Here is a 26,396-nt window from a genome sequence, read left to right as displayed (position 1 = left end):
CCGCAAAGGTAGTAAAAAAAGAACCTTGATTAATAGGATTAGAAGATTGCCGTGAGACGAAGACATACGAAGTTTTAAAAACTTCGTATGTCTGGATTCGACGGTAACTGAGTATCATAGTCATCCTTTAATCCTAAAAATCACGATTAAAGCCCATGCTGATCAATCAGATAAATAAATGCTGCCATGCCGGCTGCACCAAGCTCAAGCTCACGTTTGTTCACGTTTTCAAAAACATCTTTAGCGGTATGGTGCAGGTCAAAATATCTTTGCGAATCCGGGCGGAAGCCAATAAGCACTACTCCGGGTACCGTTTCTTTCATCGGTTCAATATCGGTACCTGCTCCTCCGATGGTTAACTTGTCAACATCATACGGCTCCAGGATTGATTTGAAATTATCATTCACTTTTTTGATAAAATCTTTTGATACATCCGCAAAGCTGAAACCGCGGGGGGTAAAGCCGCCTTCGTCGGTTTCAATAGCCGCAATGTGCTGTTCTTTGTTTTGGGCGGCTAACTCGGCATATTTGGTGCCACCTTTATGACCATTCTCCTCGTTCATGAAAAACACAGCACGTACCGAATTTTTAGGTTTATAGCCAACTGCCTTAAAAATACGCAGTACTTCAACCGACTGCATTACACCGGTACCATCATCATGAGCACCTTCGGCCAAATCCCACGAGTCAAGGTGTCCACCAACAGTAATAAATTTATTAGGGTTTTCAGAACCGGTGATCTCGCCTATAACGTTGTACGATTTCACATCGGGCAATAACTCACAGTTTTGTTTAAAGTAAAACTTAGCCGCCGGGAATTTCCTCATTTTAAGCATGGCGCTCAGCTTATTGGCCGCTTTGGTTGATATAGCCGCAGCCGGGATCATTTTACTGCCCGGGGCAGCAAGCGTAGCGCCTGTATGCGGGTAATCATCAATGATTTCAGTAAGCGAACGTACTATTACACCGGCTGCACCAAGTTTCGCGGCTACAGCCGGGCCCATAAAACGCTGATCGCCGGCGGTACCGTAAGCCATACCTGTTTCAATAAAACGCGGATCGAATGCGCGGTTAAAAAAAACGATCTTTCCTTTCACCACACTCTCGCCAAGGCCTTCAAGCTCCTTAATACTTTTAACTTCTATAACGTTGGCAGTAATACCAGCTTTAGGTGTTGCTATCGACATACCTAAGGCAACAATTGGTACGGGAATGTGGGTTTTGCCATCAATAATAGCAGCCTCCTCTTTTGCTCCGCGTACCCAATGCGGCACCATCACTTCCTGCAGGTAAACTTTGTCGAAACCATAGCCATCCATTAGCTTTTTGCTCCAGTCGACAGCCTTTTGAGCATTGGCGGAGCCACTAAGGCGCTGGCCTATATTTTTACACAGGTAGTGGAGGTTTTCATAACACTGGCCGTTTACCAATGCTTCGTCGTACATTTTGCGGATAGTTAATGAGTCCTGTGCTTTAACTTGTGTGCACAGCAACGCGGCAGAAAATAGGAGGGTAAATTTCTTCATATAAATAGCAAGATCAGTTTTAACAAATGTACTATTTGAGTGGTAAAAGAGAAAGGGGAGCGGGCGTATAATTGAAGAAATTAGCTGTGATCCTGTTCTAAAAACAACGTAACCAAACTGCATAGCTAAAAAACGTCATTATAAGACGAAACCATGACGCCTTTTTTGCGAGTGCTTCTCCTACGATATCTTATCCCAACTCAACCCCGCGCTTTTAGTTTCAAAAGCATGATGCAGTACCTGGTTTTCGGGATGGGCCAGTTGAGGGTCTTTTTCAAATATAGTTTCAACGCATTTGCGTACTTTAAAAAGCAGTTCCTGATCGGTGGCCAGGTTGGCCAGTTTCAGATCAACTATGCCGCTTTGCTGGGTACCTTCAATATTGCCCGGTCCCCGCAGCTGCAGGTCTATCTCCGAAATTTCAAAGCCGTTATTGGTTTTTACCATGGTATCCAACCTGATCTTGCCATCGTGGCTTAATTTGTGGCTGCTCATCAAAATACAATAGGACTGTTCAGCCCCGCGCCCAACCCTACCCCTTAGCTGGTGCAATTGCGACAGGCCAAAACGCTCGGCATTTTCAATGATCATAACAGAGGCGTTGGGTACATTCACCCCCACTTCTATTACGGTAGTAGCCACCATAATCTGCGTTTCACCTTTAATAAAACGCTGCATTTCAAAATCTTTTTCGGCCGGCTTCATTTTACCGTGAACGATACTAAGCCGGTAATCAGGCAGCGGAAACTCGCGCGACATGGCTTCGATACCGTCCTGCAGATTTTTAAGGTCGAGCTTTTCACTTTCCTGGATCAGCGGATATACTACGTAGATCTGCCTGCCTAATGCTATCTCCCGTTTCATAAAACCAAACATCCGTAAACGCTGGTTCTCAAAAAAATGAACAGTTTGAATAGGTTTACGGCCGGCCGGCAGCTGGTCAATCACTGACACATCCAGGTCGCCATATAATGTCATAGCAAGCGTACGGGGGATAGGTGTAGCCGTCATCACCAATATATGCGGCGGAACAGCATTTTTTCGCCAAAGTTTGGCCCGCTGCTCAACCCCAAAGCGGTGCTGCTCGTCAATTACCACAAAACCCAGGTTTTTAAACTGTACTTTATCTTCAATAAGGGCATGGGTACCAACTAATATTTTAAGCGTACCTTCTTCAAGCTTTTGATGCAATACCTTACGATCTTTTTGCCTGGTTGAACCGGTTAATAAGGCTACTTCAATAAAATCATCGCCTACCAGGCTTTTAATAGTTTGATAATGCTGGTTGGCCAGGATCTCAGTAGGCGCCATGATACAGGTTTGAAAACCGTTATCAATAGCTATCAGCATACTCATCAGCGCTACTACGGTTTTACCGCTGCCCACATCACCCTGTAGCAGACGGTTCATTTGTATGCCCCGCTGGGTATCTTGCCTAATCTCCTTCAGCACCCGCTTCTGCGGATCGGTTAAAGTAAAAGGTAGTTTGTTATGATAAAATTCATTAAAATAATGTCCTACTTTATCAAACACATTCCCTTTAAACTTTTGTGTATGAAGCAACTTATTTTTAAGTAATTTAAGTTGAAGAAGGAACAACTCCTCAAACTTTAAACGGAGCAATGCTTCATTAAGTAAAGTAGTATCCCCCGGGAAGTGAATATTACGGTAAGCCTCGGCCCGGTTAAGGAGTTTAAACTGGTTTATAATATATAAAGGCAGGTTTTCGCGAATGTCCTTCGCATGCAGATCGAGCAATACTGCGGTAAGCTTTTGGATCCCTTTGCTGTCCAGTGAAAACTGCTTAAGCTTTTCTGTCGAGTTGTAAACAGGCTGCAAGGATAGGTTACCCTGCTTTTGAGCGCCCGGCATGTATAATTCCATTTCGGGATGCGCCATCTGGGGCAACATATTAAAGAAGCCGGGCTTGCCAAACAGTATGTAAACCTTACCTGGTATTATGGTCTTCTCTATCCAGTTAACCCCCTTAAACCACACCAGTTCAATAATCCCTGTGTCGTCTTTAGCCTTTACCACCAGGCGGCGGGATTGTTTTTCACCGACAATTTCTTTGTTGATAACCCGGGCAAGCACCTGTACATAAGGCAGCTCTTCCCGTATTTCTCTTACCTTGTAAAAGCGGGTGCGGTCAATATACCTAAACGGGAAATGGCGCAGCAGATGCTCAAAAGTATGCAGCTCGAGCTCCTTTTTCAAAACTTCGGCCCTTGACTGGCCTACACCTTTTAAATATACAAGCGGCGTTTGAAAAGGATCCATTGATTAAGATATTGTCTGAATCTGAAATTACTGAATTTAGGAATTAACAGGATTTTGTCGGAACCGAATTAAACGAATTACTGAAATTTATGAATTTGCTTACCGTTTTTCTGATTCTTTAATCCAAAAAAATCAGGGTCAGATAAAAAATCTACATCAGGCAACTGCGAACTGCCCACCCGCAACTGCTAACCGAACCAGGGCGTTGCCTGCGGCAGGGCTATCCGCTCATACGCCTGCAAGCCTTGTCCGCCAGCCGGCGGACGATATCCGCTCCTATCCCTAACGCATTTGTCCGAATCAGAACTTACAGAATTTAAAAATTGACAGAATGCCGAAAAAATCCAATAAATCCTTAAATCCTATAAATCCCGGTTCAGAAAAAAATCCGAAATCGAATCCCGAAATCAAAAGTATTACTTAACTGCAATAACCGAGATCTCAACATTTACGCCTTTTGGTAAAGCGGATACCTGGATGGTTTCGCGGGCCGGAAAATCGGCAGTAAAATAAGTGCCGTAAACCTCGTTAACCTGCGCAAAGTTTTGCAGGTCGGTTAAAAAGATGCTTGTTTTAACAATGTTGTCAAACGCTAAACCTGCCTCCGTTAAAATGGCTTTAATATTTTCCATTACCTGTGTAGTTTCAGCTTTGATATCGCTGCTAATGATCTCGCCGCTTAGCGGGTCGATAGGAATCTGGCCCGAAACAAATAAAAAACCACCGGCTAAAGTAGCCTGGCTATATGGCCCTATAGGGGCAGGTGCATTGTTGGTATTGATGATTGTTTTCATTTTTTTAGTATAAACACTTGTACCAGTTTCCAGATAATCCCGGCCAGAAACATGATAATGGCCAATGCATTAATAAAATGCATTACCCTCAAATTAAAATTATCGGGCCTGTTTGGGTCTTTTTTCCTGAAGAAATACATTACACAAACTTACATAAAATTTTGCCTCTGTAAACCCATAGCTATTATATAAGGATGGCTATTAAACTCTATAAACCTATAAAACAAAGAAGGCTCCGGGTTATCCGGAGCCTTCGCAAATAATATTTAATCAGATATTATTTCTTTTTGAATTGAACACGACGGTTAAGTACGCGGCCTTCTTCAGTTGAGTTGTCGGCAATTGGGTTAGTTTCACCGTAACCTTTTACTTTAACTTTCTTAGCATCAACACCTGAGTTAACCAAGTAAGTTTTTACTGAGTTAGCACGGTCTTTAGATAATGATAAGTTGTGGGCAGCAGTACCTTCAGATGAAGCGAAACCATCAACTTCAACAGCTGAACCAGATGAACGTAAATCAGCTGAAGTAGCATCTAATACTGGGTAAGATGAAGTACGTAATACTGAGCTGTCAAATTCAAACTGGATGTTTGAGTAAGCAGTAGCAACCGGAGCAACAGTTGAATCAGGTTTAGGGAATACGATAACGCAACCAGAACCATCAACTACGCTGCCAGCAGCAGTACCTGGGCATTTGTCAAACTGATCAGCAACACCGTCACCGTCAGAATCTTTTTTCAGGTCGTTAACTGCAGTTTCAACGTTAGCAACACGGCCTTTTAAAGCTTCTACTTCCTGACGTAAAGCTGCGTCATACAGTTCGTCATACATCATAGCAACCGGGTTAACCCACTCTAATACTGGTTTTGATTTTGAACCTAAAGTGAAGGCTAAACCAGCGTAAGCGTATGAGTAGTGGTCTTTAGTTGGATATACATAGTTACGACCATCAAAATTATCCGCGTCAACATAAGTTTGGGTATAACCTAAATCCAGGGCTACCGCATCACTTAAACGGAATTTAACACCAGCACCAACAGGTACAACAAACTCTTTAACGTAGTGGCTGCCATCAGTACCAGGATTTTTGAAGTGATCTCCATTAGTACCAAGTTTTGGATCATACAAAGCTAAACCACCGCCTGCTTTAAGATAGAAGTTAACTGAATTTTTACGACGGATGAAGTCGATAGTAGCAACGTTAACAACTGCACTCAAACTTGCTTGCCAAAATCTGGTATCATATTTAGAATAGGCATCAGTTGCAGTTGGGTTTTCACCTTTAACATTACCGCCTGTAACATCTAATTGCAATGCAAAAGAATGCGCCAATTGCTCTTTTAAGTAGATCCCATAACCCAGAGCCAATTTCTTGTTAGGGAAATCATTGTTACGACCGGCTGTAGCAATTGCTTCAGATGTAACACCACCATTGATACCGATGCTAAATTTCCTGTACTGGCCTAAACCACCAAATACCTTAGCGGTTGAGGTTTCAGATGACGTTGTAGTTGCCGTTGTTTTGGTTGAATCGGTTTGCGCGTTAGCCAAACCTGCAACCATCAAAGAAGCAAATGACAATGCGACTGTTTTCTTTAATGTAGAATAATTCATAGTTTTTAAGATTAAACGATTTTAATTGTGATTTTTTTTCAAATTTAGTAATTATGTTTGAATCCATGACCAAACATTGTTCCAAAAATTGTAATAGTTACACAAATAACTAAAAAAAAATGATTTAATAAAATATTCAACCGATAAATATGAAATATCTGCCGATCAAAAATAGCTTATTTACAAATAATAGAAAAAATTTCGTTTCAAGAACAAAACCCAATTCAATCGCGATTTTTCATGCCAGTGACGAGTTCCCGCGCAGTGGTGATCAGGCATTTATGTTCAAACAAAATCCGGATTTTTTTTACTTAACAGGCATTGACCAGGAACAGAGCATCCTGGTTTTGTACCCGGATTGTCCTAATAAGGCATACAAAGAAGTACTTTTTTTAAGACAAACCAACGAACATATTGCCATTTGGGAAGGTCACAAATACACTAAGGAAGAAGCACGCGAAGCATCGGGCATTGAAAATATTTTTTGGCTGAATGAATATGATACCATACTTCATAGCATTATTAACTACAGCGAAAATATTTACATTAATACTAATGAAAATGACCGGTATGCACACACTGTTCCATATCGCGATTACCGCATGTATGAAGCCCTTAAATTAAAGTACCCGCTTCATAATTACACCCGTTCGGCCCCAATTTTACGCGATCTCAGGGTAATAAAGTCAAATATAGAAATAGAGCTCACGCAAAAAGCCTGTGATATTACGCATGATGCTTTTGTACGCGTTTTAAAATATACTAAACCCGGCGTAACCGAGTATGAAATTGAAGCAGAGATCATTCATGAATTCATCAGGCAGCGTGCTACGGGCCATGCTTATAATCCTATTATTGCTTCGGGCGCCAATGCCATTGTGTTACACTACAACGATAATAACCAGGTATGTAACAACGGCGATGTAATACTGCTTGATTTTGGCGCCGAATATGGCAATTACAATGCCGATATGACCCGTTCAATACCGGTTAGCGGCCGTTTCACGGAACGCCAGCGCCAGGTTTATAATGCCGTTTTAAATGTGATGCGTGAGGCTACAAAACTCATTGTTGCAGGCACCGTATGGAATGAATACCAGGACGAAGTTGGTAAAATCATGACCAGCGAACTTGTCGGCCTGGGCTTGCTTGACAAGCATGATGTTGAAAAACAGGATAAAAACGCGCCGCTGTACAAAAAATACTTCATGCATGGCACCTCGCATCACCTGGGCCTTGATGTTCATGACTACGCAAGCAGGTATAAACCTTTTGAGGCAGGAAATATATTAACCTGCGAACCAGGAATTTACATTGCAGCTGAAGGATTGGGTATCCGCCTTGAAAACAATATCCTTATCACAAGTGATGGCAACATCGATTTAATGGGCAGTATTCCGGTTGAAGCAGGACACATTGAAGAAATTATGAACAGCTAAAACTCACATTAAATTTATATAAACAAAATGGCTCAATCTATATTTCCTTTACATTAAGCTATTAAATAACTATACATAAGTATCCACAAAACTATACAGGTTAAAATTTCCAGCCTCCAAAGCTTCAGTTATATCAAGCTGAAGCTTTTTTTTATCTATTCCAGCCATCATTTTTTGCTGAATAAGTTTGTATACTTTTTCGGTCAGCAGCAATTTACGCCTCTTGTTTTGTTTCAAATTGGATTGTTGTATAAAGGCGGTTATATTATCTATCCCCTGGTTTTGAGATGCCGTAGTTTTAAATATGGGCGGTTGCTCCTCAATGCTATGTCCAATGATCTTTTTTAAGTTATTGGCAAACACATCTGCCCCTTCCCGATCGGCTTTATTGATAATAAAAGCATCGGCAATTTCCATCAAGCCCGATTTAATGTGCTGGATCTCGTCGCCTGCTTCAGGCACTAATACAACCAGGGTGATATCGGCAAGGCCGGTAATTTCAACCTCAGACTGGCCAACGCCCACCGTTTCAATCAGCACATAATCAAAACCTGCGGCCTTTAGTACATCGGCCATCTCAATAGTTTTTGCTGATAAGCCACCTAAAGAGCCCCGTGTGGCTAATGACCGGATAAAAACATCGGGATGATTAAAATGTGATGCCATCCTGATCCTATCGCCGAGCAGGGAGCCAAAATTAAAAGGCGATGTTGGGTCAATGGCCAGTACAGCTACTTTTTTCTTACCTCTTAAAAGTATATCAATAATACCGTTTACCAGGGTGCTTTTACCTGCGCCTGGCGGCCCCGTGATGCCAATAACCGGGCAGCTTTTATCAAACTTAAGGCTTTTAAGCAATGTGGTGCTACCGTTAAGATCATTTTCAACAATAGTTAATGCACGCGCAATTACACGAAAATCGTCACTTTGATTGGTATCTGGTATTCCGTTCAATTTAATATTTATATAACATATAAAGCATATTACAACATGTATATTATTTATATCTTTACAAGATTAATAACCTTAGTTCAAATAACCCAATCTTATCTGTATGAAAAAAATCATTCTAATTACAACCTGCCTATTTATTTTCTTAGGTTGTAGCAAAAATAACAACACCAATTTTACAGTTGTACCCAAACAAACAAAGTCTAAAGATCTTAATAAAACTACCATAACCGATAGCTTACGTATTAACGATAGTGTCAAAAATGCTAAAAAGATCGCGATAAACAGTGATGTTTCATGTGCTTATTCAAAATCATATTCGTCACCGTATCCATCAAGCTACTATACAGTGATTTCACGTTTTCCAGTGGCTGGAGCCTCGTCAGTAATAATTCCTAAAGGATCATGGCAAGCAGGAATCTACGCTTTTAATAACCAAAATGACGGAAACCTTGTTGTCTACGTAAAAAATACGGGCAAAGTATTATGGGCAAGTGGTACAAATAACAAAGTAACGAGATTAGATGCACAAAACGATCTGAATTTGGTACTTTATCAGGTAAATGGCCCTCCCGTATTTGAATCTCAAACATATTATTACAAATGCGGCAGCAAAAACCCGAGAAACACGATGTTAGTTTTAACTAATGATGGAGACTTATCAATTATTGCAGATGGAATGGCAACATTTGGTCCTGTAACAGTAACATTAGCGACAACCCGTACATTTGGGGGAGTAGTAAGCCCTAATAATGGTACGTTTTTCAAATTATACACAACATCTGGAGGCACCGGCGGTGTAAATTTTGTATATTAATTTTAAGAAAACTCAATCAAATTAGAAACAGAGCCAGGTTATTAATTTAGCAGCAAAGGTGTGTAATCGAATAATAACGATCACACCTTTGTTATTTATCTATCGTATTAAATTTTTTATATAGTTTAAATACAAGAATAAAACTATTGTATAATTTAATCTCTATTATTGCCGTTGATTAAACATTAATAGCTGATCAACATCTGCAATAAAAATCATGTTCCAATTCCAGGATCCAGAAGCACCGCACATCTTAATAAGCAGGGTTGATGCTATTGGCGATGTTGTACTTACATTACCTGTGGCAGCCTACCTTAAACAATTATTCCCCGGTGCTAAAGTTTCGTTTTTGGGCCGTACTTATACACAGCCGGTAATTAACGCTACGGCTTCTATAGATGCATTTGTTAATTACGACGAACTGAAAAAACTCCCTGATACCAGCCAAATTGAATATCTGCAAAAGCAAAACATTGATGCTGTAATACACGTATTGCCAAATAAACATATTGCCAGAATAGCAAAGCAGGCAGGTATTAAACTCCGGATCGGAACAACCAACAGGGTATTTCATTGGTACACCTGTAACAAACTGGTAAAATTAAGCCGCAAAAAATCAGATCTGCATGAGGCGCAACTCAACCTGATCCTCTTAAAGCCATTAGGCCTTGAGCATGTACCTTCTTTACCTGAAATTATGGCACATAATAATTTTCAAAATAAAGTTGAGCTTACACCAGCTTTGGATGCTGTGCTTATAAAGCATAAATTTAACCTTCTCATTCATCCAAAATCACATGGCAGCGGTATGGAGTGGGGGCTGGATAACTTTGTAGAACTGATAAATAAGCTATCGCCCGATAAATTCAACATCATCATTACCGGGTCTGAAAACGAAAAGGCTGTGCTTGAAAACTGGATAAAGACCCTGCCTGCCCATGTATTGGATATGACCGGCAAAATGTCGCTGAATGAGCTCATTAGTTTCATATTTAATGCAGATGGGTTACTGGCTTCGGGTACAGGACCGCTTCATTTGGCCGCAACGGCAGGCATAAATACGCTTGGGCTGTTCCCTTCTTTACCACCTATCCATCCGGGACGATGGGGACCGCTTGGAAAAAAAGCCGGTTATTTGGAAAGCCACACTGATAACCTGGATGTCATAACACCGGATATCGTTGCCGAAAAAATTGATACATGGTATAATAATAAATTTATTAATGTATAATACCCATATTAAGAAAGGTATATCCGTGGTAGTACCCAATTATAACGGAGCCGGATTATTAGCACAAAATCTACCTTCGGTATATGCAGCACTAAAAAGCAGCGGGCTTAATCATGAGGTTATTGTTAGCGACGATGCATCAACAGATAATAGCGTTGAATTTATCAGGGCAAACTATCCCGATATTGTCCTGATCTGCAATCATACAAACGCTGGTTTTTCTGTTAACATTAACAGAGGCATAGCCGCGGCAAAGCTCGAATTGGTATTGTTACTTAATAGTGATATAAATCTTGAGGAAAATTATTTTGAACAACAAATAAAATATTTTGACCATCCTGATACTTTTGGCGTAATGGGTAAGATCATTGATGAAGGCACAGGCAAGGTTGCCGAATCATGTAAATATCCCTTATTTTCCTTTTTTAAGGTCAACCATTTTAAAAATATATCAATTGATTTTGCCGCTCAGGTTTACTCATACTATCTAAGCGGGGCCAATGCGCTGGTAAGCCGAGATAAGCTCAACGAACTCAACGGTTTTAACGAGATTTTTTCGCCATTTTATCATGAAGATATCGACCTGTCATTAAGGGCCTGGGAAAATGGCTGGAAATGTTATTATGAGCCAAAAGCTATTTGTTTCCATGCCGTTTCGGCAACTATAAAATCACATAATTCAAAAAAAAGTATCAAAACAATCAGTACCCGCAATAAACTGCTGCTTCATTATTTTCATTTGGATGATATGCGCCTTTATATTTGGCAAATAATTACCATATTATCCTTGCCCTTGAAATGGATTGGTGGCAAGGCCTATTATTTACAGGCATACCGGCTTTATTTGCAAAGGCTTAATGCCTTGAAAGTTTATAAGCTCGCTTTTAAACAACATGCTATCCAAAGGCAACGTTATATCCCGTATACAATAATTAAAAAACAAATAAAAACTGCACTCAATCAGGCTTTAAACGCACAAACGAAATAATCATGCTCCCAGGGTTTATAAAACAAGTTGAAAAACCTTTCTACCAATACAGGTATTCCGTTTGCACGCTGATAACACGTAAACAGGAATATATGGAAATGCTTGATACTTTTATCAAAAGCGGTTTTTCTGAAGATATTTGTGAATACCTTATAATTGACAATACCGAGACCAATCAAATGGATGCTTACCAGGGCATCAACTCCTTTTTACAAAGAGCGAAAGGCGAATATATCATCATTTGTCACCAGGATATTTTGCTTATTGAAAATGAAAGCAATATCCAAAACCTTGATAAACGCATTGCCGAAATGGATGTACTGGCCCCAAACTGGGCGATATTGGGAAATGCGGGTGCCGCAGCACGGTTATATGACCGATTGGCTATAAAAATAGCTTACCCAAATGGGTTTATTGACCTAAAAGGTAATTTACCTCAACAGGTTTGCAGTATTGATGAAAACTTTATGTTAGTAAAGAGCAGCGCAAATCTCTCTTTATCCAGCAATATCGGCGGGTATCATTTGTACGGACTTGACATTTGCACGGTGGCCGCGGTTTTGGGTTACAAAGCATATGTAATTGATTTTTTGCTTATTCATAAAAGCATGGGCAATATTGTCGACGGCACATTTGATAAAGCTTTAATAACTACAAAAAAAAAATACGTTGCCTTTATGAAAGGCCGTTATGTAAATACAACAATCGCGAAGTTTTACGTTTCAGGTTCAAAAATCAGGAACATTCTGTTTAATACGCGTGTGTTCAGGAGGATAATTAAAACAGCCGAAGAAATAAAAACGCGCCTGCAAGGTGGCTGAAAATTCCTTAACTTAAATGGAACAAAAATTAATATCTATTGCACTCTGTACTTACAATGGTGAAAAGCATCTTGGTCAACAATTGGATAGTATCGTTAACCAGACTTATAAAAACCTTGAAATTGTTATTGTTGATGACTGCTCAACGGATAACTCTTATAACATTGCTTTAGATTATGCTGAAAACGATAAGAGGATTAAGTGTTTCCGGAATAAAACCAACTTAGGTTTTAATAAAAATTTTGAGAATGCACTTAATTTAACCACTGGCGATTATATAGCTATCAGCGATCAGGACGATATCTGGATGGCTACTAAAATCCATGACCTGTTGAATAATATTGGTGACAACTGGCTTGTTTTTTCAAATTCTGTTTATATAGAAGATGATGGTACAGTAACGGATAAGCCATTACTATTAAATTTTAAGTATCTGCAAAGAAACTACATGGCATTTCTTTTAGGTAATTTTGTGACCGGGCACACAACCTTAATGACAAGGGAGTTTTTGGAGCATATTTTTCCTTTCCCCGAAAAAGGCTATTATGATTGGTGGATGGGTTTTGTAGCAAGTTATAATCATAAATTGCGGTATGTTGATAAAATACTAACACAATACCGCATTCATGAGCAATCGGTGATTCAACAGAGCTTAGCAGCAGATGCGGAAAAACAAAAAAAGTTATACTTTGCCCTTAACAGCACCATGCAGTCAAATTATTTGGCATATAAGGAATTAAACAATAGTGATAAAAAATTCATTCTTAATCTTAAAAAAGCATATCACCAGGTAAACTATCCTTATTATAACCTTAAACTTATACGTTTACTTTATAGCCAATATTTAAACCTGTTTCCTTACCTCAAAAAGAGGAAAGGGATATCCAGGCTATTATTTGTACTGAAGTATGCCCGAAGGGTAAAAGAATAATTACAACTAAAACATATATCCTTTAATGAAACAACTAACTATCGTTACAGGAAAATCGCTTAAAGCTATAAATACAGGTTGTATCTGGGTTCCACAAGCGCCTTCCTTTAAAAGCGATTCCCCTGCTATCGGTTAGCAATCCGGTTTTTTATTAAAGTATATATTAGCTTTGCATTTTTAAAATTATTTAATGAAGATTTATTTCAGGCTTCTGTCATTCGCTCGTCCAATAGGGAAATTCGCGTTTCCTTACTTTATATGTACTTTGCTTTCGGTAATATTTAACACGCTTAATATAGCGCTGCTTGCACCGTTGCTTACCACAATTTTTGACAAGCACGCCGCAACTGCCACAATAATTAAACCCCAAAACTGGTGGGACCCGATTAAGGATTTTGAATTTCTTGCCCATACAGCCAATCAGCATTATGGGCCGCTTGGTGCTTTAAAGTTTGTTTGTACAGCAATTATATCGTCAGTTTTATTAAGTAATGTATTCAGGTATTTATCGCAGCGGATAATGGAAAACCTGCGTATTTACACACTGCTTAACCTGCGCCGCACCGTATTTAACAATGTCATGAACCTTCATTTAGGTTACTTTAGTAACGAGCGCAAAGGTGATATCCTATCAAAAATTTCGGCGGATGTTCAGGTAGTGCAATTTTCGGTTACAGGTACTTTACAGGTTGCTTTCAAAGAACCTTTCCAGTTGATAGCCTATCTGGTAATGCTGTTTGTAATATCCGTTAAATTAACTTTATTCTCCATGCTGATAATCCCTATTTCAGCATTTATCATATCGAGGATAGTGAAACGCCTTAAAGAACAGGCTGCCGAATCACAACAAACTTACAGCAACATGATCAGTAACCTTGATGAAGCTTTATCGGGCATTAAGATCATCAAAGCATTTAATGCTGTTCCGTTTATAAAAAACCGTTTCGATCACGAAAACAGGGAATATTCCAGAATTACCCGTTCAATGGCCAAGAGGCAGCAAATGGCCTCGCCTGTGTCCGAATTTTTAGGAGTTTTAATGGTTGCAGGCATCGTATTATATGGCGGCTCATTAATTATAAGCGGAAGCGGTACGCTGGCCGCCTCCGACTTTATCGTTTACATTGCCCTGTTTTCGCAGGTTATGCGCCCGGCCAAGGCCATATCAGATTCATTCAGCAATATTCACTCGGGCATAGCAGCGGGCGAACGCGTACTGGCGTTGATAGATGAGAAACCGCTGATTGTTAATGCCCCCGATGCCACAGAACTTACAGGCTTTGAAGATAAGGTTACGTTTGAAAACGTATCATTTGCCTATACAGTTAAACCTGATGTTAAACAAGCTGCAGATAACGGAAAACCGCTGGCGGAAACTGAAAAATACGTACTTAAAAACATCAACTTCGAAATACCGAAAGGGAAAACAGTAGCCCTGGTTGGGCCATCAGGCGGTGGAAAATCAACTTTAATGGATCTGCTGCCCCGGTTTAGTGAACCACAGTCAGGTACCATCTCTATCGACGGTAAAAATATCCAAACGGTCACCATGGAATCATTAAGGGCTTTAATGGGTATTGTTAACCAGGAGTCTATTTTGTTCAACGATACTATCTTTAATAACATCGCTTTCGGCAAACCAAATGTGACCCAGCAAGAGGTAGAAGCTGCTGCCCGCATAGCCAATGCCCATAATTTTATTATGGAAACAGCTAAAGGCTATCAAACCAACACCGGCGACCGCGGCACCAAACTATCAGGCGGTCAGCGCCAGCGCATCTGTATAGCCCGCGCGGTGCTGAACAACCCGCCTATCATGCTGTTAGATGAGGCTACATCGGCCCTGGATACAGAATCGGAAAAACTGGTGCAGGAAGCTTTGAATAACCTGATGCAGAACCGCACCTCGCTTATTATCGCGCATCGTTTAAGCACCATACAAAATGCAGATATTATTCTTGTTCTTGAAAATGGCTGCATTGTTGAACGCGGTTCGCACTTTGAGTTATTACAAAACAATGGTTTGTACAGGAAATTGATAGATATGCAGGCGTTTAATAGCGGAGAGTAAGTATTTATTAATCTTAGTTATATAAAACCGTCATTGCGAGATACGAAGCAATCCCCTATAAGCAGGTCCGCTCTGTAGGTTTGGGATTGCTTCGTATCTCGCAATGACGCCTATTGTATAACTCCCTCCCTTAATATTCCCCTACCGATAACATTACCAGCGTACAGGCATACTCCGTTTCAATACCTTTTTCATTGGCTTTACGCCTCAGCTCAGTGTTCTCGGTCCCGGGATTAAATATGATCCGTTTGGGGTTGGTCTTCAGGATATAATCATACAGTGGCGGTTGGTTTTGCGGGCCAACGTACAGCGTAATGGTATCGATATCATGGTGTATAGTTTCAGGCTTTTCGATAGGCACACCGGCAACCTCGCCTGTTTTTATGCCAACGTTAACAATGGTATGCCCACGTTCAACCAGGCGGGTAGCCGCAAAGTTGGCGTACCTGCTGGTATCGGGTGTTGCCCCTAATATTAATGTTTTTTTATCAGCCATTAATCATCCTGTTTAATAGAGCAATTTGGGCGGAATGATAAATATGATGTTGGATCAAACCGTTCACCTGGTGCTCATAAGTTTCACCTGTCCCTAACTCCCTGTCCTGCTTACCGGTAACAGGCTCACTCCATCTTTCTTCCGGAAAATTTTGGATAAAGCCGGCCAGGTTTACGTTAACCAGTTTTAAATCTTCAACAATCCATTTCCACTTTTGTTCGTCGGGCAGGCCGGGTTCGGGCCAGTCGCCCCTTACGGGCAGTTGCGCTTCCATGCCGTTCATGCGGTCCATTACTTCTTCCGTCCAGCCTACCATATGCAAAATGATACCCGCAATATTATGGATTGACCCGGCAGGCTTTTCATAAGCCGCTTCAAAGCTTATACCGTCGACAATGGCATAAACCGATGGGCCATACCATGGCTCGCCGGATAAAACGCTTTCGAGTTGGTTAAATAATTTTTGAGATGTTGTCATGATAATATTTTTAAAGCAGCAGTTGCACAGTTAATCCCATCAATAGCAGCAGAAATTATACCACCCGCATAGCCCGCCCCCTCTCCGCAGGGAAATAAACCGGTAACCTGCGGATGCTGCAAGGTTTCCCTGTCGCGCGGAATTTTAACAGGCGACGATGTGCGCGATTCAACGCCTACCAAAATGGCTTCATTGGTATAATAACCTTTCATTTTTTTTCCGAATACAGGCAATGCTTTGCGCAAACGTTCATTGATCCAACCAGGTAAAACTTCAGTTAACTCAACGCTTTTAGTACCCGGCAGGTAAGAGTTAACCGGCAAATCGGGTGATAAACGGCCTTGCACAAAATCAACCATGCGCTGGCCGGGTGCCACAAGGTTGCCGCCGCCTGCTGTAAAAGCGGCCTGTTCAACCTGTTTCTGAAAGTTGAGCATCTTAAAAGGATCGTTATCATCGCCAGCAACGTCCTCTAAATTAACTTGCACCACAGTGCCCGAATTAGCGAAAGGGTTATTCCGTTTTGAAGGGCTCCAGCCGTTAACTACGATCTCGCCGGCTTCAGTTGAACAAGGAGCTATGATGCCACCGGGACACATACAAAAAGAAAATACTCCACGATCATCAACCTGCTCAACCAAACTGTAGTATGATGGCGGCAGATCGGAGCCTCGGTATTCGCAATGATATTGGGCACGGTCAATTATTTCCTGCGGATGTTCAATCCTTACCCCTAAAGCAAATGGCTTGGCCTCGATCAAAATATTTTGGCTGTGCAGCATTTCAAACACATCTCTTGCCGAATGGCCTGTCGCCAGGATCACCGCATCAGACATGATCTTTTCACCTGCTAATGTTTTTACTCCTTTAATTTTCCCAAAATCAACCAGCAGCTGGCTTACTTTAGTATCAAACATGATTTCCCCGCCTGCATTCAGCACGGTTTCGCGCATAGCCGTAATAATCTGCGGCAGTTTATTGGTGCCGATGTGCGGGCGGGCATCAATCAAGATATCTTCGGCTGCTCCATGGGCCACAAACATTTTAAGCACCTGGTTCACGTCCCCCCGTTTGGTTGACCGCGTATACAACTTACCATCCGAATAAGTACCTGCCCCGCCCTCGCCAAAACAATAATTTGATTCGGGGTTAACAAGACCTTGCTTATTGATATTGGCCAAATCGCGGCGGCGCTGCTTTACATCCTTGCCCCGCTCAATAACAATTGGTTTTAATCCAAGTTCGATGCATTGCAGGGCGGCAAACAATCCGGCAGGGCCTGCGCCAACGATGATTACCGGTCGGCCAAATTGTATGTTTGGGTAATTAACAGTAAAAATTTCAGGCTGGTAGGCCTCCTCTATAAAAACCCTCACCTGCATACGGTAAACCACCCGGCGGCCCCGCGCATCAATAGAACGCTTTAAAATTTTTAATGCCGTAATGTTTTTCAGTGGAATCTTCAGGGCCGACGATGCCAGTTGTTTTAAAACCGCCTCATCTTCATGCTGCCCGGGAGGGCAAACTATCTCTGTTTCTTTTGTCATGACTGATGCCGGGTTTTTATCCCGGATGGTGCAAAGTTAAGAAACCCCCTCTAAATCTCCCCCAAAGGGGAGACTTTTAAAAGCGAACCATCAACTTTGTGCTCGCGTTTTTTAACGAACGCTTAACATGGCTTTGCGTTTGTAACGAAAACGATGATCATTACCTCCTTTCAGAGAGATTACAAAACTCATAAAACCGTTCGCCTTTGCACAATGACCGTACGCTATCGAACAGTTTTAAAATCCAATAAAAAATAATTTATTGAAAATCAATTAATTACAAAATGGCACTCAGATTGGCATGCACCTCATGTATTTAAATAATAAAAAAATGACTACCGCCGACGAACGCTTACAAACAATATGGAATGGCTGCCTGAGTAACGACAGAAAGAGCCAGGAACAACTATACAGGTTATTAGCCCCCCGCATGCTGGCAGTTTGCATGCGTTATGCAACCGATAAAGACGAAGCACAGGATATATTGCAGGAGGGATTTATAAAAATGTTCCGCAATATGAAAAACTACCGCGGTGAAGGCAGCCTGGAAGGATGGATCCGTCGCATTATGGTACATTGCGCCATATCACGCTACCGCAAATTAAAGCCAATGGTTTTGGTTGATGATTTTGCAGCGGAAGAAGCTGCCGCTATACCTATCAGCAGCTCATATAATGATAATGGCCTTGAAGCTAAAGACCTGATGAAACTGGTACAAAAGCTACCAAAAACATATCGCTCTGTTTTTAACATGTACGCTATTGAAGGCTACTCACACCAGGAAATTGGCACATCACTGGGCATGAGCGAACTTTTATCGCGCACTACCCTGCACCGCGCCCGTACACTTTTAAAAGACATGGTGGCCAAACTAATCATGCGCGAAGAACACTGCCTGGCAGGATAAACTGAATCTCTGCCATTAAAGGAATTTTACCTGATCAATTATAAAGCTGCAGCCCCGCATGGGGCTTTCTGCTTTTATAGGGTTAAAAGGCTGGGACATTATTATTTCTCAAATCTCAGGTCTCATATCTCAAATCCATCTATTATTTCTCATATCCACGTATCAAACCTCACATCCTTCCATAAGTTATCGAAAAGCCGTACCTTGACACCTTGTCAGCAGTCGGCCCCGTTTGTAACAACGGTACGTGATTTGTACTCTAACCAAAAACATCACATAAAATACACGAAAAACAAATGAAAAAGTTATTTTCAGTTATATTAATTATAGCGGCGGCTATGTCCTTAAGTTCATGCAGTTATAACAGCATGGTTAAATTGGATGAAACCGTTAAAGCCAAATGGGGTGCCGTACAAAGCGACTATCAGCGCCGCAGCGATCTGATCCCCAATTTAGTTAACACAGTAAAAGGCGCAGCTAATTTTGAAAAAAGCACGCTAACAGCTGTGGTTGAGGCCCGTTCAAAGGCAACGTCGGTACAGGTTGACCCCAACAAGCTTACGCCCGAATCAATAAAAGCTTTCCAGGCCTCACAGGGCGAGCTAAGCGCTGCCCTTGGTAAATTACTTTCAATTACCGAAAACTACCCCGACCTGAAATCGAATTCTAACTTCCACGACCTCCAGATTCAGCTGGAAGGTACCGAAAACAGGATCAACGTATCGCGCAAAGATTTTAATGATGCTGTTCAGGAATACAACAGCAAGATCCGTTCGTTCCCGGCCAATATAACTGCCAAAATGTTCGGTTTTTCTGCAAAAGGCTATTTCACTGCCGAACCAGGTGCTGATAAAGCCCCGAAAGTAGAGTTTAATTAATTATTGAATTACTGAATTATTGAGTTATTGAATTACGACTTGTACTTCATAGTTAAACAAGCCAACAGATCCAATAACTCCACAATTCAATAATTCACAAAATCAATAATTCAATAATTAAAATATATGGCTGTATTTAACGAAGAGGAACAGCAGCGCATCCGTAATGCTATTGAGGAGGCTGAGAGCCGCTCATCGGGTGAGATCAGGGTTTGCATTGAAAAAAGATGCAATGAAGAAGTTCTTGACCGCGCCGCGAAATATTTCCTGCAGCTTAACATGCATAAAACCAAGCTCAGGCATGGTGTGCTGGTATATGTTGCCACTGTCGACCGTAAATTTGCTATCATAGGTGACGCCGGCATTAACCAGGTGGTGCCTCCCAATTTTTGGGATACCACCCGCGATGATATGCTGCAACATTTTAAATATGGCGATATTGTTGAAGGTATCGTTACAGGTCTTAGAATTGCCGGCGAACAGCTGCAAAAATATTTCCCGCATCATGACGGTGACCAAAACGAACTTCCCGATGATATTGCCTTTATGGATGGTGATTAAAAACTAAAAAAATGTTCAAAAAGCTTATACTGTTCTTCGGATTTATATTTTACGTTGCTGTCGCGACTGCGCAGGATTTCCCGGAACGCTCTAATACCCTTGTTACCGACTATACCAACACCTTAAAGCCAACTGATAAACAGCAGCTGGAAACTAAGTTGGTGGCCTTTAATGATTCTACCTCAACACAAATTGCGGTGGTGATCCTGAAATCGACAGGGAGTTATGATATTAATGACTATGGCGTTCAGCTGTTGCGTAAATGGGGTATAGGGCAAAAAGACAAAAACAACGGCGTACTGGTACTGGTAGCTATTGGCGACCGTAAAATGAGTATCCAAACCGGCTACGGTGCCGAAGGCTCCCTGCCTGATATTGTTACGCAGGATATTATCCAAAACGACCTTAAACCACACTTTAAACAAGGCGACTATTATGGCGGCCTTGATGCAGGTACCAACAGCATCATCAAAGCCATGAAAGGTGAGTATAAAGCAGCCAAAAAACAAAAGCAAAGCAATAACGGCCCAGCCGGTTTTATAGTCATTGTTATAGTCGTAATTATCCTGATCCTGGTGTTCCGCAATCGCGGAGGCGGGGGAGGCAGGCAGATCATTGGCCGCCGTGGCGGTGCAAGCCCGTTCTGGTGGTTCCTGGCCGGTAATATGCTTGGCGGCGGGGGGCGGAGCAGCGGCAGCGATTGGGGAGGTTTTTCCGGTGGCGGTGGTTCAGGTGGTGGCTTCGGCGGTTTTGGCGGCGGAAGCGGCGGCGGCGGCGGTTCAAGCGGCAGCTGGTAAAACGTTCCCAATAACATCCTAACCATGCAAAAAGATTACATCCTACGCGAGATTGAAAAGATCGTGTATTCAATAACAAAGCTCGCGGGTTTCAAAAACGCCGTAAACCCCGAAGCATTTATTCAACATGCTGATCAAATGCTTCAGGATGAGTATGATCTAAAATTGAACGATTTACTTAAATTAAGTATCGAAGATTTTGACATTTTACTCAATGGAAAAAATTATTCGCCGGATAAGCTGGATGCTTTAGCTCAGCTGTTATATATGTATTATGAACCTTTTGCAGCTAATGACGAAACGTTAGCTGCCTTACAAAAGATCATTTCTATATTTAACCGGCTGGAGAAAAATCACAATCGTACCTCATTCGAAAACATAAACAAGCGTAATACTATCTATCAATTTCTGCAAAACAACTATGAGTAAAGATCTCACCTGGAAACTACTTTCGTCATCATATATTCACAAAGGCCCCTGGGCCACCCTCCGCATTGATAAATGCGAAATGCCAAACGGCAAAATAGTTGAAGATTATTATGTACTTGAATATTCAAACTGGGTTAACGCAGTAGCCATAACCGAAGACAATAAAGTATTGATGGTAAAACAATACCGTCATGCGGCAGGTGTTATCTCGCTCGAAATTCCAGGCGGTGTGATTGATGCAGGTGAAGAGCCGGTACATGCCATACGCCGCGAACTACTGGAGGAAACCGGTTACCAGTTTGATGAATTTGAACTGATCTGCACCGTATACGGCAACCCATCTACGGCAAACAATAAAACATTTACCTACTTTACCAAAGGCGGTAAAAAAGTACAGGGTCAGCATCTTGATGAACTGGAAGACTTGATTGTTGAAGAATACACTATTGAAGAGGTGAAACAATTATTGCTTAACAACGAAATAAAACAAGCTATGCATTGCGCCGGTTTATTTTATGGGATGATGAAGTTGGGAGTGCTGTAAGATGAGTATGTAAATATTTCAGATTTGAATGCATTTTAGTTAAATTTGAATATGCGGCAGATTGATTACAAACAATTTATAGAAGTAAACCCGGAAATTAGATTTGGGAAACCTGTAATTATGGGTACTCGCATTACTGTGTATGATGTTTTACAGTGGCTTGCTTCCGGCTCCACACATGAAGATATTCTTGAAAATTTTCCGCAACTAAACGAAGATCACATCTTTGCTTGTCTTGCATATGCGGCCAATAAAGAGCGGACAATACGAGTTGCATAATGACTACTATTGCTTCTTACAAAATCAGTATCATTATTGATGAAAATATCTCATGGCGTTTAAAAAAACTGCTTCCGTCATGGGATATTTTACCTGTAAATGAAATCGCTCCGCACGGGCGTTTAAGTGATATCCATATATGGCAGTTCGCAAAAACTAATAATTATTCGATTCTAACTTTCGACGAAGACTTTCGGGAGTTGCAAAATCTTTATTCCTTCCCTCCTAAAATAATATGGCTTAGGACTGGCAATGTGAACACCAAAGCTATCTCCGACTTATTATCGGAATCTAAAAACTCAATAGTGCAATTTATCGAAGACGATTCGTTAGGGGTATACGAATTATATCTGTAAATAAAACAAGCCATGCATCGTGCCGGTTTATTTATGGCATGATGAAGCTGGCCGTGATGTAGAATTGCACCTTTACCACTTTTTGTTTATCTTAGCATAAGATGAAAAACATTTTAGATATACCGAGAACGGCGATGGAGGTATTTAACCTGCTGCCAGAAGGTACTTTGTGTGAAGTAATCGATAACACGCTCTATATGTCGCCCTCGCCTACAACCGATCACCAACGGATCTTGTTTGATCTCGCCTACCAGATTAGATCGCTAACAAAAGATGCAAATTTAGGTGAAGTGTTTATTGCGCCCTGCGATGTTTACCTGGACGCCGAACAAAACGTTGTGCAGCCGGATATCATTTACATAAAAAAAGAGCGGGCGGATATAATTCAGAAAAAAGGTATTTACGGCGCACCAGATTTAGTAATCGAGATACTTTCCTCAAACAAGAATTATGATAAAGAAAAAAAATTTGAATTATACAGGCGTAACAGCATACCTGAATATATCATTGTAGATGCTGATAGCAAAGAAGTATTACACTATCTCTTGATTGAAGGCACTTATCAACAACAAGCATATCCGGAAGCCGGACATATGGTTGTTAACCAGCTATCAATAACACTTACCTTTTAATCACTCGGGGCAATTATCCTTCCGCCGGGTGTCAACTATGTAAATGATCTTCCAGCCGTTGGCAGTTTTCATCAGTTGGAAAACATCGACCCCACAATGGCTGTATTTATAGTCTAAATAAAACTTGTACGGCGTCCAAACACTGGCCAGCGGGCCATCAATCTTGATATCGCTAAAAGTTACGCGCTCATCGTATACGCCTTTGTGTGGCGTGCCGATGAGTTTGATAAAATCATCCGGATTTTCAATTTCTAAATTTACGGTTCCATCCTTCTTATTGGCTACACTATGAAAAGCGATTCCTTTAGCAAAGGTGGATCTAAGCATTGTGCTATCGCCCTTACGCATGGCATTAAACATAGTATTGATGGTTTGCTTAATAGCATCCTGCTCCGTTTGCTGGGCGATGGATTGGAACGATAATAAAATAAATACTGCGAGGATAAGTTTTTTCATAACTAAATATACCTCATTTGTAATCAAGTTGATATGCTGATTTAATCATTTGTCGATAACAGAAAAAACCAACACAACTCAAATCAGTCTTTCATCATTTTTAAACTGTGCTGACATTTAATCTAAAGGCCTTCACTACTTTGCGACAAGCAAAAATCTATCAAATGAAAAAATTACCTTACTTTATACTTGATGTATTCACCAACCAACCATATAAAGGCAACCCACTATCGGTAGTGTGGTGTGATGACGAGCTGGAATTATCACAATACTACAATATAGCCCGCGAGTTCGGTTATTCTGAAACATCCTTTGTATGGTATTCTGACGCTGAGAAGGCACTTAAGGTACGCTCATTTACCCCGGGTAATTATGAGGTTGGAGGTGGCGGTCATAATTTCCTTGGGGCTGTATCATTGGCTCTATTACAAGGATGGGATATTTTTAACGGTCAGGGCGATGAGCATTGGGTAACTATGAAGGATGAAAAATTACCCGTTGTGATCAATGAAGAAAACGGCTTGATACTGGTGGCAGTAAAGCAGCAGACCGCGCAGAATCTTGGCACTATTACCCCGGAAATCATAGCACCGGCTCTCGGTTTAGAAACAACCGAGCTGGAGCTAAATAATTGGAAGCCTACCGTCATGAAAACAGAAGTAGCTCATATCATGGTACCTATAAAAAACAGGGCGATCCTTAACCGGGCCGTACCCAACTCTGATCTGCTCAAGGAAATTTCAAAAAACTACAGCTTTGAAGGTTTCTATTTATTTACAACCGATGTTTCAGAAAACGACTATTTAACCGAGACCCGCTTTTTTAACCCGGCTTATGGTATTGAGGAAGATCCAGCTACAGGAACGGCTGCCGGTCCGCTTGCTGGATTTCTTCAACAGGCCAATTACATAAATATTAACCAGGGTTACAAAATTTTACAGGGAGTATTGGTAAATCATCCATCTACCATCCACATAAAGGTAACACCCGACAATGTGTTGGTAAGTGGCTCATCAGTAATTGTAATGGAGGGGACGTTATTTTTATAAAAACCAATACCCTTGCTCAAGTTTTGAACTATTGTATCGTTTTTAGCAAAAAAAAAGCCCTGCATTAATGCAAGGCTCTAATATCTTCAAATCGTTTATTACGACATTTTCAGTTTCTTCTGAATGTCAGCCACGTACCCTTTAAACTTTTTATCGGTGTCAATCAAATCCTCCACAGTTTGGCAGGCATAAATCACGGTAGAGTGATCGCGGCCGCCAAAGAAATGACCGATTGATTTGAGTGAGCTTTTGGTATGGGCTTTGGCCAGGTACATAGAAATTTGACGGGCTTGTACAATTTCGCGTTTGCGGGTTTGTGATTTCACCATCTCGATAGGTACCTCAAAATACTCGCATACCAAACTCTGGATATACTCCATCGAAATCTCTTTAGATGAGTTCTTCACAAAGTTTTTCAACATTTGTTTAGCCAGGTTCAGGTCAATTTCCTTGCGGTTAAGGGTTGATTGAGCCAGTAGTGACACCATGGCGCCTTCCAGCTCACGTACGTTATTATCAATATTATGAGCAACGTACTCGATCACATCGTTTGACAGATCGATACCATCCTGGTAAATTTTATTTTTCAGGATAGCCATACGGGTTTCCAGGTCAGGGATCTGCAAATCGGCAGACAGGCCCCATTTGAACCTCGAAAGCAGGCGCTCTTCCAAACCGGCCAGGTCCTTAGGCGCTTTATCTGATGTAATGATCAGTTGCTTGCCCGATTGGTGCAGGTGATTAAATATATGGAAGAAGAAATCCTGTGTTTTCTCTTTACCGGCAAAGTTGTGAACATCGTCCATGATCAGCACATCAATAGCCTGGTAAAAATTCACAAAGTCGTTGATGTTGTTATGCTTTAAAGCATCAACAAACTGCTGCGTAAATTTTTCGCATGATACATACAGTACCAGTTTATCGGGCAGGGTGCGTTTAATTTCGTTACCGATGGCCTGTGCCAGGTGAGTTTTACCTAAACCAACACCCCCATAAATCATTAAAGGGTTAAATGAAGTACCTCCTGGTTTAGCGGCAACGGCATAACCTGCAGAGCGGGCCAAACGATTGCAGTCACCTTCAACAAAGTTTTCGAAGGTGTAGTTACGGTTAAGCTGAGGATCTACATTCAACTTTTTGAGGCCGGGTATAACAAAGGGGTTTTTAATATCCTTGTTAATTGAAATAGGTATCGGCATACTCTGATGTTTTGAATCAGCGCCATTTCCGTTTGAAGGCATGTTAGTTGTGTATGGTTTACTTGATGATTGCTCAACAACTATATTATACTCTAAACGTCCTTCGTCGCCCAATTGTTTTTTGATTGTCTTGCGCAGTAACCCTACATAGTGCTCTTCAAGCCACTCGTAAAAGAATAAACTTGGTACTTGTATGGTTAATACGCTTCCTTCCATCCTCAAAGCTTTTATCGGCTCAAACCAGGTTTTAAAGCTCTGGGCCGGTATGTTGTCTTTGATGATCTGAAGGCAGCTATTCCAAACGTTCGTACAAGTTTTTTCCAT

The 26,396-nt window shown here is 41.2% G+C and carries 28 protein-coding genes; 17 read left to right on the top strand and 11 right to left on the bottom strand.

The window, feature by feature from the left end; translation table 11 throughout:
- Positions 1-146: 146 nt before the first annotated feature.
- From SNE26_RS00140 to SNE26_RS00120, 5 genes are all read right to left on the bottom strand, one after another.
- A complete protein-coding gene (locus SNE26_RS00140; protein WP_321557393.1) occupies positions 147-1,526 on the bottom strand; it encodes a M20/M25/M40 family metallo-hydrolase in 1,380 nt (459 codons plus the stop codon).
- A gap of 180 nt (positions 1,527-1,706) precedes the next feature.
- Positions 1,707-3,806: an ATP-dependent DNA helicase RecG gene (recG, locus tag SNE26_RS00135; protein ID WP_321557392.1), complete on the bottom strand. Its 2,100-nt coding sequence runs from the start codon at positions 3,804-3,806 to the stop codon at positions 1,707-1,709.
- Between the two features lie 416 nt (positions 3,807-4,222).
- Positions 4,223-4,600: a RidA family protein gene (locus tag SNE26_RS00130; protein WP_321557391.1), complete on the bottom strand. Its 378-nt coding sequence runs from the start codon at positions 4,598-4,600 to the stop codon at positions 4,223-4,225.
- Positions 4,597-4,740 carry a DUF6728 family protein gene (locus SNE26_RS00125; RefSeq protein ID WP_162997005.1) on the bottom strand — a complete coding sequence of 48 codons (144 nt, stop codon included), beginning with the start codon at positions 4,738-4,740 and terminating at the stop codon, positions 4,597-4,599. The genes SNE26_RS00130 and SNE26_RS00125 overlap by 4 nt, the downstream gene beginning before the upstream one ends.
- A 137-nt stretch (positions 4,741-4,877) precedes the next feature.
- Positions 4,878-6,215, bottom strand: coding sequence for an OmpA family protein (locus tag SNE26_RS00120; RefSeq protein ID WP_321557390.1), 1,338 nt, complete (start codon positions 6,213-6,215; stop codon positions 4,878-4,880).
- A gap of 149 nt (positions 6,216-6,364) precedes the next feature.
- Between SNE26_RS00120 and SNE26_RS00115 the strand changes: the two genes are divergently transcribed.
- Positions 6,365-7,654, top strand: coding sequence for an aminopeptidase P N-terminal domain-containing protein (locus SNE26_RS00115; protein WP_321557389.1), 1,290 nt, complete (start codon positions 6,365-6,367; stop codon positions 7,652-7,654).
- A 69-nt stretch (positions 7,655-7,723) separates the two neighbouring features.
- On the opposite strand, the gene meaB is transcribed toward SNE26_RS00115, so the two are convergent.
- Positions 7,724-8,608, bottom strand: a complete 885-nt coding sequence (gene meaB / locus SNE26_RS00110; protein ID WP_321557388.1) for a methylmalonyl Co-A mutase-associated GTPase MeaB — start codon at positions 8,606-8,608, stop codon at positions 7,724-7,726.
- Between the two features lie 100 nt (positions 8,609-8,708).
- Between meaB and SNE26_RS00105 the strand changes: the two genes are divergently transcribed.
- From SNE26_RS00105 to SNE26_RS00080, 6 genes are all read left to right on the top strand, one after another.
- The gene (locus SNE26_RS00105) at positions 8,709-9,422 is read left to right on the top strand and encodes a hypothetical protein (RefSeq protein WP_321557387.1); all 714 of its coding nucleotides are present in this window, start codon (positions 8,709-8,711) and stop codon (positions 9,420-9,422) included.
- Positions 9,423-9,639: 217 nt separating this feature from the next.
- Positions 9,640-10,653, top strand: coding sequence for a glycosyltransferase family 9 protein (locus tag SNE26_RS00100; RefSeq protein WP_321557386.1), 1,014 nt, complete (start codon positions 9,640-9,642; stop codon positions 10,651-10,653).
- The gene (locus tag SNE26_RS00095) at positions 10,646-11,641 is read left to right on the top strand and encodes a glycosyltransferase family 2 protein (RefSeq protein WP_321557385.1); all 996 of its coding nucleotides are present in this window, start codon (positions 10,646-10,648) and stop codon (positions 11,639-11,641) included. Before SNE26_RS00100 ends, SNE26_RS00095 begins: the two co-directional genes overlap by 8 nt.
- Before the next feature lie 2 nt (positions 11,642-11,643).
- Positions 11,644-12,462, top strand: a complete 819-nt coding sequence (locus SNE26_RS00090; RefSeq protein WP_321557384.1) for a hypothetical protein — start codon at positions 11,644-11,646, stop codon at positions 12,460-12,462.
- A gap of 16 nt (positions 12,463-12,478) precedes the next feature.
- Positions 12,479-13,393 carry a glycosyltransferase gene (locus SNE26_RS00085; protein WP_321557383.1) on the top strand — a complete coding sequence of 305 codons (915 nt, stop codon included), beginning with the start codon at positions 12,479-12,481 and terminating at the stop codon, positions 13,391-13,393.
- 190 nt (positions 13,394-13,583) lie between these two features.
- Complete coding sequence (locus SNE26_RS00080) at positions 13,584-15,464, top strand: ABC transporter ATP-binding protein (protein WP_321557382.1); 1,881 nt, start codon at positions 13,584-13,586, stop codon at positions 15,462-15,464.
- Positions 15,465-15,594: 130 nt separating this feature from the next.
- Here SNE26_RS00080 and SNE26_RS00075 read toward each other — a convergent pair whose 3' ends face one another.
- Genes SNE26_RS00075 through SNE26_RS00065 form a run of 3 tightly spaced genes read right to left on the bottom strand, consistent with a single transcriptional unit; the run spans position 15,595 to position 17,985 of the window.
- Positions 15,595-15,960 (bottom strand): CoA-binding protein, encoded by a 366-nt coding sequence (locus SNE26_RS00075; RefSeq protein ID WP_321557381.1) that lies wholly within the window; start codon positions 15,958-15,960, stop codon positions 15,595-15,597.
- Complete coding sequence (locus SNE26_RS00070; protein ID WP_321557380.1) at positions 15,953-16,438, bottom strand: DinB family protein; 486 nt, start codon at positions 16,436-16,438, stop codon at positions 15,953-15,955. Before SNE26_RS00070 ends, SNE26_RS00075 begins: the two co-directional genes overlap by 8 nt.
- Positions 16,435-17,985 carry an FAD-dependent protein gene (locus SNE26_RS00065; RefSeq protein WP_321557379.1) on the bottom strand — a complete coding sequence of 517 codons (1,551 nt, stop codon included), beginning with the start codon at positions 17,983-17,985 and terminating at the stop codon, positions 16,435-16,437. Before SNE26_RS00065 ends, SNE26_RS00070 begins: the two co-directional genes overlap by 4 nt.
- Positions 17,986-18,316: 331 nt before the next feature.
- On the opposite strand from SNE26_RS00065, the gene SNE26_RS00060 reads away from it, so the two are divergent.
- The 9 genes from SNE26_RS00060 (at position 18,317) to SNE26_RS00020 (ending at position 23,368) form a co-directional block, all read left to right on the top strand.
- Positions 18,317-18,892, top strand: a complete 576-nt coding sequence (locus tag SNE26_RS00060; protein WP_321557378.1) for an RNA polymerase sigma factor — start codon at positions 18,317-18,319, stop codon at positions 18,890-18,892.
- Positions 18,893-19,188: 296 nt separating this feature from the next.
- Positions 19,189-19,770, top strand: coding sequence for a LemA family protein (locus SNE26_RS00055; RefSeq protein WP_274986700.1), 582 nt, complete (start codon positions 19,189-19,191; stop codon positions 19,768-19,770).
- A 126-nt stretch (positions 19,771-19,896) separates the two neighbouring features.
- Positions 19,897-20,331, top strand: a complete 435-nt coding sequence (locus SNE26_RS00050) for a TPM domain-containing protein (protein ID WP_321557377.1) — start codon at positions 19,897-19,899, stop codon at positions 20,329-20,331.
- Between the two features lie 11 nt (positions 20,332-20,342).
- The gene (locus tag SNE26_RS00045; RefSeq protein WP_321557376.1) at positions 20,343-21,128 is read left to right on the top strand and encodes a TPM domain-containing protein; all 786 of its coding nucleotides are present in this window, start codon (positions 20,343-20,345) and stop codon (positions 21,126-21,128) included.
- 24 nt (positions 21,129-21,152) lie between these two features.
- The gene (locus SNE26_RS00040; RefSeq protein WP_321557375.1) at positions 21,153-21,557 is read left to right on the top strand and encodes a hypothetical protein; all 405 of its coding nucleotides are present in this window, start codon (positions 21,153-21,155) and stop codon (positions 21,555-21,557) included.
- Entirely contained in the window at positions 21,550-22,101 is a 552-nt protein-coding gene (locus SNE26_RS00035; protein ID WP_321557374.1) for an NUDIX hydrolase, read from the top strand. Before SNE26_RS00040 ends, SNE26_RS00035 begins: the two co-directional genes overlap by 8 nt.
- A 51-nt stretch (positions 22,102-22,152) precedes the next feature.
- A complete protein-coding gene (locus tag SNE26_RS00030) occupies positions 22,153-22,380 on the top strand; it encodes a DUF433 domain-containing protein (protein WP_321557373.1) in 228 nt (75 codons plus the stop codon).
- Positions 22,380-22,736, top strand: coding sequence for a DUF5615 family PIN-like protein (locus SNE26_RS00025; protein ID WP_321557372.1), 357 nt, complete (start codon positions 22,380-22,382; stop codon positions 22,734-22,736). The genes SNE26_RS00030 and SNE26_RS00025 overlap by 1 nt, the downstream gene beginning before the upstream one ends.
- 101 nt (positions 22,737-22,837) lie before the next feature.
- Positions 22,838-23,368, top strand: a complete 531-nt coding sequence (locus tag SNE26_RS00020) for a Uma2 family endonuclease (RefSeq protein WP_321557371.1) — start codon at positions 22,838-22,840, stop codon at positions 23,366-23,368.
- Here the strand turns inward: SNE26_RS00020 and SNE26_RS00015 are convergent, their stop codons facing one another.
- Complete coding sequence (locus tag SNE26_RS00015) at positions 23,369-23,824, bottom strand: nuclear transport factor 2 family protein (RefSeq protein WP_321557370.1); 456 nt, start codon at positions 23,822-23,824, stop codon at positions 23,369-23,371.
- 164 nt (positions 23,825-23,988) lie between these two features.
- Here SNE26_RS00015 and SNE26_RS00010 point away from each other — a divergent pair, with 164 nt between their 5' ends.
- Complete coding sequence (locus SNE26_RS00010) at positions 23,989-24,873, top strand: PhzF family phenazine biosynthesis protein (RefSeq protein WP_321557369.1); 885 nt, start codon at positions 23,989-23,991, stop codon at positions 24,871-24,873.
- A 98-nt stretch (positions 24,874-24,971) separates the two neighbouring features.
- Here SNE26_RS00010 and dnaA read toward each other — a convergent pair whose 3' ends face one another.
- Positions 24,972-26,396, bottom strand: coding sequence for a chromosomal replication initiator protein DnaA (dnaA, locus tag SNE26_RS00005; protein WP_090528828.1), 1,425 nt, complete (start codon positions 26,394-26,396; stop codon positions 24,972-24,974).

This window comes from Mucilaginibacter sp. cycad4 (assembly GCF_034263275.1).
Lineage (GTDB): Bacteria > Bacteroidota > Bacteroidia > Sphingobacteriales > Sphingobacteriaceae > Mucilaginibacter.
This window is presented reverse-complemented; position numbering and strand designations above follow the sequence as displayed.